This window comes from Mesorhizobium sp. M7A.F.Ca.AU.002.02.1.1, assembly GCF_003998535.1.
Taxonomy (GTDB): domain Bacteria; phylum Pseudomonadota; class Alphaproteobacteria; order Rhizobiales; family Rhizobiaceae; genus Mesorhizobium; species Mesorhizobium ciceri.
Genome location: NZ_RZPB01000453.1, coordinates 1 through 5,082, shown reverse-complemented (window position 1 = coordinate 5,082; position 5,082 = coordinate 1). Strand labels below are relative to the sequence as shown.

The 5,082-nt window shown below is 62.9% G+C and carries 6 protein-coding genes and 1 pseudogene; 4 read left to right on the top strand and 3 right to left on the bottom strand.

Features of this window, described 5'->3' with window-relative positions; genetic code table 11:
• Positions 1-157: 157 nt before the first annotated feature.
• Positions 158-472: a quaternary ammonium compound efflux SMR transporter SugE gene (gene sugE, locus EN879_RS23845; protein ID WP_013528463.1), complete on the bottom strand. Its 315-nt coding sequence runs from the start codon at positions 470-472 to the stop codon at positions 158-160.
• 205 nt (positions 473-677) lie between these two features.
• Positions 678-803 carry a hypothetical protein gene (locus tag EN879_RS40665; RefSeq protein ID WP_013528464.1) on the bottom strand — a complete coding sequence of 42 codons (126 nt, stop codon included), beginning with the start codon at positions 801-803 and terminating at the stop codon, positions 678-680.
• A gap of 312 nt (positions 804-1,115) precedes the next feature.
• Between EN879_RS40665 and EN879_RS23835 the strand changes: the two genes are divergently transcribed.
• The 3 genes from EN879_RS23835 (at position 1,116) to EN879_RS23825 (ending at position 3,485) form a co-directional block, all read left to right on the top strand.
• Positions 1,116-1,925, top strand: coding sequence for a transglutaminase family protein (locus tag EN879_RS23835; RefSeq protein ID WP_027161100.1), 810 nt, complete (start codon positions 1,116-1,118; stop codon positions 1,923-1,925).
• Between the two features lie 128 nt (positions 1,926-2,053).
• Positions 2,054-3,019, top strand: a complete 966-nt coding sequence (locus EN879_RS23830; protein WP_013528466.1) for a cation diffusion facilitator family transporter — start codon at positions 2,054-2,056, stop codon at positions 3,017-3,019.
• Between the two features lie 61 nt (positions 3,020-3,080).
• Entirely contained in the window at positions 3,081-3,485 is a 405-nt protein-coding gene (locus EN879_RS23825; protein ID WP_013528467.1) for a GFA family protein, read from the top strand.
• 20 nt (positions 3,486-3,505) lie between these two features.
• Here the strand turns inward: EN879_RS23825 and EN879_RS23820 are convergent.
• Positions 3,506-4,775: pseudogene (locus tag EN879_RS23820) on the bottom strand (DNA recombination protein RmuC).
• Positions 4,776-4,878: 103 nt separating this feature from the next.
• Between EN879_RS23820 and EN879_RS23815 the strand changes: the two are divergent.
• On the top strand, positions 4,879-5,082 hold a 204-nt coding region (locus EN879_RS23815; RefSeq protein WP_206520988.1), incomplete at its 3' end, for a peptide deformylase.

Here is a 5,082-nt window from a genome sequence, read left to right as displayed (position 1 = left end):
GGGCTTCTCCGCCCGCTAGCTCTCGGCTACGGAGCAATCTGCTTCGAGAACCAGGGTCGCCTCGCAGCGGCCCTGAACGTGTTTGTCCCATGCATGTCGCCCTGGTCCCGGCTCTGGGAGGACGACATGCGCAAACCAAGAGACCTAAGCGTTACCGTCAGGCGGCGAACTTCAGCCCCATGATGCCGCAGACGATGAGCGCGATGCAGGCCAGCCTGATCGCGGTGGCCGGTTCGCCGAGCAGCCAGATGCCGAGCAGTGCCGTACCGACGGTGCCGATGCCGGTCCACACCGCATAGGCGGTGCCGACGGGCAGCGCCTTCAGCGCCAGGCCGAGCAGAGTGAGGCTGACGACCATCGAGGCAACGGTCAGCACGGTCGGCACCAGCTTCGAGAAGCCATCGGTGTATTTGAGGCCGATTGCCCAGCCGATCTCGAACAAGCCAGCGAAAAAGAGAAGAATCCACGACATCGACAACGCTCCATCAGAGCATCGGACCGAAAAGTGACTTCGGCGTCCGACGATCAGTCAAACAATGGCGGGTCGTCCCGTCCGGATTTGGGGAAGCGCGAGGTCGTCCCCGCCACGCCAATATAAGAATTTCGGGCGCTCGATCAACAGCGACCGGCAACAAGTGTCGCCGGCCGTAATCTTATTGCGAAGTGGATCGCCGGACCTACTTGTCCTTGAGCTTCATCGCCTTGACCGGCGGCGCCTTCAGCGCCGGAGCCGGAGCGGGCTTCTTGGCGTCCTTCTTCGGCTTGCGGGCTTCCTTGCCTGCCTTCATCGCACCTTTAGCCATGATTCGTTCCTCCTGATGTGAGAAGCCAAGTGAAACAAGAGAACCGCCCGACCGCAAGGGGTTAGCGACTGTTGCCGCCGACAGCGGATCGCTTTCAACCGGTTTCTAGAGCAATTCACCGTTTCGCGGAAACAGTGAATTGCTCTAACTCTTTGTTTTGACGCAATTCCGGACGGAAAACCGCTTCACACTTTTCCTGGAATTGCTCTAATTTGCTCGTAAACCATGGCGGTCCGTGCCATGGTCATTTTCGCACTGCAGCATCGACCCGAGCTTCGCCGGGTGATCGTCAGGCAGGCCGTCAGGACGACAATGCGAATCCACATCGGCTGCGAGATGAGCTTCGACTTTCCGCAGGAAACGCCGCTCATCGCGATGCTGAATGTGCACTATTCGCGGGCCTCCGATCTCGAGCGGCCGGATTTCCTGATCTCCAATCCGCCGGTGCCGATCGAAAGCTATCGCGACAGTTTCGGCAATTGGTGCAACCGGCTTGTCGCGCCGCCCGGGCGCTTCACCTTCGGCACCGACGCGGTGATCCGCGACCCCGGCACCTTCGAGATGGGCGACCTGATGGCCTGGCAGCACGAGGTGCGCGACCTGCCGGCGGACACATTGCTGTTCCTGCTGCCCAGCCGTTTTTGCGAAAGCGACCTTCTGGCTGACGAGGCGTGGCGGCTGTTCGGCAACACGCCGCTGGGTATTCCGCGCGTGCAGGCGGTCTGCGACTTCGTCCACAGCCACATCGTCTTCAACTACGGCAATGCACGGCCGACGCGCACCGCGGCGGAAGCCTATCGTGAACAGAGCGGCGTGTGCCGCGACTACGCGCATCTCGCCGTCACCTTCTGCCGGGCACTCAACATCCCAACGCGCTATTGCACCGGCTACATCAGCGACATCGGTATGCCGAAGCCATGGGCAAGCATGGATTTCTGCGCCTGGATGGAAGTCTATCTCGGCGGCCGCTGGCATGTCTTCGACCCGCGCAACAATGCACCGCGCATCGGCCGCATCCTGATCGCCTCCGGCCGCGACGCCGCCGACGTGCCGCTGACCCATATTTTCGGCCCGGGAACGCTTGCCGGCTTCAAGGTGTGGACCAGCGAGATCATCGAGTAGTCGCCGTTTTCCATAGACCGGATCTCTCATGGCCGCTGCCGTGGACGACCCGACATTCGCGCGGTGTGATGCCTGTGGAGCTTTAGCGGCCTGGCCGCTAGACTGCGCCTTGAACGGGGGCAAATGCCATGGCCGGGCACGGCGGCTCAAAAAAGGTGATCTACGCGGCGCTCGCCGGCAATCTCGCCATCGCGCTGACCAAGTTCGCCGCCGCCGCCTTTACCGGCAGTTCGGCGATGCTGTCGGAGGGCGTCCATTCGCTGGTCGATACCGGCAATGGCGGCCTGCTGCTCTACGGCATGCACCGCGCCGCTCGCCCTGCCGATCGCACGCATCCGCTCGGCCACGGCCGCGAACTCTACTTCTGGAGCTTCATCGTCGCGCTCCTCGTCTTCGCGCTGGGCGCCGGCGTGTCGTTCTACGAAGGCGTGGTCCATATCATGGCGCCGGAGCCGGTCGCCAACGCCAAGGTAAACTATATTGTTCTGGGCCTTTCCTTCCTGTTCGAAGGCAGTTCGTGGTGGGTCGCCCTGAAGGAGTTTCGCCGGCAGAAGGGCAGGCAAGGCTGGCTGCAGGCCGTGCAGTCGAGCAAGGATCCGAGCGTCTACACCGTGCTGTTCGAGGACAGTGCGGCACTTCTCGGCCTGATCGTCGCTTTCGCCGGCATATTGGCAGCGGAACTGCTGGAGATGCCGGAGCTCGACGGCGCCGCCTCGATCGGCATCGGACTGATCCTTGGCGCGACCGCGATCTTCCTGGCCCGCGAAAGCAAGGGCCTGCTGATCGGCGAGCCGGCGTCGCCCGAGGTGCAGATGAAAGTGCTGGCGATCGCCCAGCAGGATCCGGCGGTGCAGCGGGCGAACGGCGTCCTGACCGTCCATATGGGGCCGACAGAGATCGTCGCCGGGCTCAGCATCGAGTTCGAGGACCATTTGACGGCGCCCGAGATCGAAGCTTGCGTCGAGCGCCTGGAGGCGCAGTTGAAGAAGGAAATGCCGGAGATCACACGGCTGTTCGTCAAGCCGCAGACGTCAGGCACCTGGGAGCAGCGACGCAGGCTGATCGATTCCGCATCCGATCCTGCCCTGGACTAAAACCGTGCCATTGCCTCACGGCCTTGCGCCGCTAGATTGAAGGGGCTTTGGAGGAACGAAGATGAGAATAGACGGCGGCTGTCATTGTGGCGCCATCACCTACGAGGCGGAGGTCGATCCGGAAAAGACCACGATCTGCCACTGCACGGATTGCCAGCAACTGACCGGCACGGCTTTTCGCCTTACGGTTCCGGCGCCGGAAAGCAACTATCGCATCACCAAGGGCACGCCGAAAATCTACATCAAGATCGTGGCGAGCGGCGCCAAGCGCACCCAGGCCTTTTGCGCCGACTGCGGTTCGCATCTTTACGCCACGTCTGTCGGAGATGGTCCGAAGGTCTATGGAATTCGCGTGGGGACCGCGCGGCAGCGCCAGGATTTGATCCCGACACAGCAGAAATGGCACCGCTCGGCGCTGCACTGGCTGCCTGAATTTCAGGGCATGACCACGTTGGAGGAGCAGTAGCGCCGGTCCGGCACCGCGCCTCAATCGTCGCCTTCGACGACCCTCAGCCTGAGCTGCCCGGTTTTCGAATCGGCAACGCGCGCGCCGGTATCGACCTTGGCGGCGGGAGCCCGTGACGCGGCGTCTACGGCGGCATCGCCGTCGGGCTGCGCGCCGAATTCCAGCGCCTCGATCTTCTGGCCGCGCTTGGTGACCTTCGACGTCGAAACCAGTATGTCGTCGATGTCCTTGGCCGACTGGCCGAAATGCACCTGCAGCTTGCGCACCCGCTCATCGACACGCGCAACATCCTCCATCAGCCGGATGACCTCGCCCTGGATCAGGTGCGCCTGTTCGCGCATGCGGGCATCCTTGAGGATCGCCTGGATGACCTGGATCGACAGCATCAGCAGCGACGGCGAGACGATGACGACGCGCGCACGGTGCGCCTTGTGCACGATCGCCTCGAAATTCTCGTGGATCTCGGCGAACACCGATTCCGACGGCACGAACATGAAGGCAGTGTCCTGCGTCTCGCCCTGGATCAGGTATTTTTCCGAGATATCGCGGACATGGATCTCGATGTCGCGGCGGAAGGCCTGCGAAGCTGCCTTCTGCAGATCGGCGCCATCGGCGGCGCGGATGGCGTTCCAGGCTTCCAGCGGAAATTTTGCATCGATGGCCAGCGACGGCGCGCCGTTCGGCATCTTCACCAGGCAGTCGGGCCGGCTGCCGTTCGACAGCGTCGCCTGGAACTCATAGGCACCGTGCGGCAGGCCGTCGGCAACGATCGCCTCCATGCGCGACTGGCCGAACGCGCCGCGCGTCTGCTTGTTCGAGAGGATCGCCTGCAATTGCACGACCTGGCCGGCGAGCGACTGGATGTTGCCTTGCGCGACGTCGATGATCGCCAGCCGTTCCTGCAATTTGGCCAGGCTCTCATGCGTGGATTTGGTCTGCTCGGTCATGGTCTGGCCGAGCCGGCCGGTCATGGCGTCGAGGCGTTGGCCGATCGATTGCGTCAGTTCCGCCTGCCGTGCGCCGAACACTTCCGCAATGGCGCCCATGCGGCCCTGCATTTCGGCCTGGCTTTGCAGAATGCCGGCCATCCGCACTTCCGCATCGCGGGCATGATCGGCGGCTTCCGCGGCCGCCACGGCGCGCGCCTTGGCCGACCGCCACAACAATGACCAGCGCCACGAACAGGGCCAGAAACAGCAAAACGCCGAAGGCCAGCGCATGGCCGAGCGTGATCGTTGTGGCGCCAAGCCGGGCGACAGGCTCCGAAAGGATGGTGCTCAAATCATTCATGTGGACAGCATAGACGATTCGCCGCGATAGCACAGATCAAAACGTGAACGCGCCTGATGCCAACCGGTTGACGCGTTTCGCTGGAGGTCTTAGGTGGAACGCCATGCCGATCAAGCCGCTCATCATCCTTCCCGACCCCATCCTGCGCCAGGTTTCCAAGCCCGTAGAGCGTGTCGACGCGCCTTTGCGCAAATTAGCCGACGACATGCTGGCGACCATGTATGAAGCGCCGGGCATCGGGCTGGCGGCAATCCAGATCGGCGAGCCGCTGCGCTTGCTGGTGATCGATCTCGCCAAGGAAGACGAG